This window comes from Pseudanabaena biceps PCC 7429, assembly GCF_000332215.1.
GTDB lineage: Bacteria > Cyanobacteriota > Cyanobacteriia > Pseudanabaenales > Pseudanabaenaceae > Pseudanabaena > Pseudanabaena biceps.
Window position 1 is genome coordinate 1 of the sequence record NZ_ALWB01000351.1, and the last position, 3,399, is coordinate 3,399.

At 46.0% G+C, this 3,399-nt stretch carries 2 protein-coding genes; one reads left to right on the forward strand and one right to left on the reverse strand.

What is annotated here, in order from left to right; genetic code table 11:
* Nucleotides 1–76 precede the first annotated feature (76 nt).
* Nucleotides 77–973, reverse strand: a complete 897-nt coding sequence (locus PSE7429_RS22140; protein ID WP_009629620.1) for a branched-chain amino acid ABC transporter permease — start codon at nucleotides 971–973, stop codon at nucleotides 77–79.
* Nucleotides 974–1,278: 305 nt separating this feature from the next.
* Between PSE7429_RS22140 and PSE7429_RS22145 the strand changes: the two genes are divergently transcribed.
* Entirely contained in the window at nucleotides 1,279–3,303 is a 2,025-nt protein-coding gene (locus tag PSE7429_RS22145; protein ID WP_009629621.1) for a serine/threonine-protein kinase, read from the forward strand.
* The last annotated feature ends 96 nt before the right edge of the window (nucleotides 3,304–3,399 follow it).

The following is a 3,399-nucleotide window of genomic DNA, read 5'->3' on the forward strand; positions in this document are numbered from 1 at the left end:
GGAAGGCTGGTGCTATGAAACAGAAACCTAAGTCGTGAGTCTTAGGAATCCCCGTCACTTCAGTGCGGGGTGGATGTCAACGATTTAAAGTTAATTCTTTTTTGCTACCTAAAATCCCTTGGGGTCGCCATACCATCAGCAAGATGAGAGTGATCCCAATTAGCATGAGCTGAATTGCTTCAAATCTTCCGCCATCGGCACGAATTTGCTCTGGGAGAAATCGGGGCAGGGCATTATAAGCTTGAAATATGATCGCACCGATAATCACTCCCAGATTATTGCCTGCGCCGCCAATGGTGATAATTGTCCATGCTTGGAAGGTAATCAGCGGGACAAAATTATCAGGATAGACCGTCGTTAATTGCCAAGCATAAAAGGCTCCAGCCATCCCCCCGATCGCTCCACCGATCGCAAAGGCTTGCAGTTTATACCAAAACACGTTTTTTCCCAGAGCCTTGACCACTTCTTCGTCTTCTCGAATTGCTTTGAGTACTCTGCCCCAAGGCGATCGCACTAGCCACTCTAAACGCCAGTACACGACGACGACGATCACGAGTAATAATGCCGCAAGAACAAAGGAATAGTTTTGGCGCGACACGAGATTAACCAGAGGAAGTGGAAAGTCTTGTACCCCCCTCGTCCCTTTGGTAAGCCATTCTTCATTATTAGCGATGAGTCGCACCAGTTCCGATACGCCGATCGTCACGATCCCCAGATAGTCCTCACGGAGTTTGAGAGCCGTACTACCGATCGCGATCCCCAGTAAACCAGCGATCGCCGCCGCAATCAGAAAAGCCCATACCCAAGGTACGCCACTCAGGCTCAACAGCACAGTTGTATAGGCTCCAACGGTCATAAAGGCTACATGACCAAAGTTGACTAAACCTGCAAAGCCCCATTGGAGATTTAGCCCCAGACTAAACAGGGCAAAGATGGCTGCATTAATAAAGAGGGTGGTGATGTATTCGAGCATGAATTGTTAATTTAGTTTAAGGGCGCATTGCGGGAGAGATTTTTGCATGAATTATATAGCAACAACCCCAAAGATGAGTGGCGGCGCAAAGCGCCGCCACTCATCTTTGGGGTTGTGATACCTTCTCTTCGGGGATACAACCAGCAAATTATTAGGCAATATTAGTCAGTATCAGTTAGCCTTTATTACTTCTGCTGGGGAATTTCATGTTTGCGCGATCGTGAGCATTATGGCTGGGGGCATATTTGCAAGTTTTTATTTGATTAGCTATATAGTAAATCCAGACTGGTACATGCGAAAACACCATGCCTTTATGCATTAATCCCGCTTGCCCCATCCCCAATCATCCTGACAATGATAAATCCCTCAATTGTCAGGGATGTGGTTCTGAATTGCTGATTGATGGTTGTTATACGGTCACTAAGCTTTTGAGCGATACTGGGGGGTTTGGGGTGGTATATGAAGTAGTTAATCCCGCAGGTCATGCCAAAATTCTGAAGGTTCTCAAACAGGATTTGAACGCAGATAGTAAAGCTGTCTCTTTGTTTCAGCAGGAAGCTTATGTATTAGGGCAGATCGAACATGCGGGAATACCCAAAATCGAGAATTATATCCATCACGATCTTGCCAATGGAACCATGGTACATGGCATTATTATGCAAAAAATTGAGGGGGTGAATCTCGAACAATGGATCAATCAAAGGGATAGAAAACCGATCGCTCAAAAACGGGCGATCGTCTGGCTACGCCAACTAATGGATATTCTGTCCTTAGTGCATCGCAACAAATATCTCCATCGCGATATCAAGCCCGCCAATATTATGTTGTCTCCGTCGGGTCAACTGGTTTTGATCGATTTTGGGACTGCCCGCGAAGCGACCCATACCTATCTTGCCAAAATTGGTGGCGTGCAAGGCGTAACGAGCATTTGCTCGGTAGGCTACACCTCCCCTGAGCAGGAAAAGGGTTTTGCTGTACCACAGTCGGATTTTTATGCCCTCGGCTGTACAATGATCCATCTCGTGACGGGGAAATATCCCCTTGATACTTACAATCCCCATCGCGATGTGTTTGAGTGGCGAGGCTTCGCTCCTGATATTTCAGAAGAGTTTGCCGATCTGCTTGATGCGCTCATTGCGAGAAAGCCCAGCGATCGCCCCATTAATTGCGAATCGATTCTTAAAATTATTAGGGAAATCGAACAACTAGATCGGCTTGCCCCTAATGACAAAAATAAATCGAAACGAAAATCAATTAAAAAAGCGCTTAAAGAATCGACTCGTAAGCCAACTTCTCCCATCCTATTAGCTGTTTCTGTATTGATTGCTTCCCTCGTGGGACTGAGCATCGGGACGGTAATTAAGGTTTCTGCGATCGGTAATTTTGAAGAGATCAGCATCCAACTGCCATCGTTTCAGCAAAAACGTTTAACCCCCATCAAGTTTTTGCAAGGACATACTGATGCGGTGCAAAGTGTAGCGGTGAGTCCAGATGGCAAGACGATCGCCAGTGCCAGTGATGATGGAACTGTGAAACTTTGGGAATTGGAAGGAGATAATACTAGCCCTGTCAAGGAAATTAAGGATCGGGGTGGATGGGTGCGTGCGGTAGTCTTTGTCTCGGATTCCCAAATTATCACTGCTGGGCAAGATAAAAATATCAAAATTATTGATATCGCTTCAGGGAAAATTCTCAAAACCCTAAGCGGACATACCAACCTGATTAACAGTTTGGCGATCGCTCCTGCGAGTGACCTGCTGGCAAGTGGTAGCTATGACAATGAAATCAATCTTTGGCAAATCTCAACGGGGAAGCTCTGGCGATCGCTGAAGGGACATACGGATAAAATTTGGGGGTTAGCGATTTCGACGGATGGGAAATTTGTCATCAGTGCCAGTCGCGACAAAACTTTAATAATCTGGGATGTAAAAACGGGTGAGGCTTTGCACACCTTGAAGGGTGCTTTGGCAGGGGTAACCTGTGTCTTGATTACTCCCAATGGGAAACAAGTAATTAGTGGGGGCGGGGATAGAGTTATTCGGGTTTGGGATATGGCTTCAGGCAAGCAGCTATATACACTTAATGGACATGAAGATGCGATCGGCGCGATCGCTATTACTAGCGATGGCAAATATCTCTTGAGCGGTGGCAAGGATAACCCCAACTCCATTCGTTTATGGAATCTGCAAACAAAATCTCAAATTTGGAACTTTATCGGTCATACCGATCTAGTGACATCGCTAGTCATTACTCCAGATAATCTGAAATTAATTAGTAGCAGTCAAGACAAAAATGTCGATATTTGGCAAATGCCAAAACTAGGCGAATAAAGGTAAACGGGCAGGTATAGCAACCCCCAAAGGGAAATGCGGCGCGAAGCGCCGCATTTCCCTTTGGGGGTTTGATTTTGAAGCTACTTGCGTTAG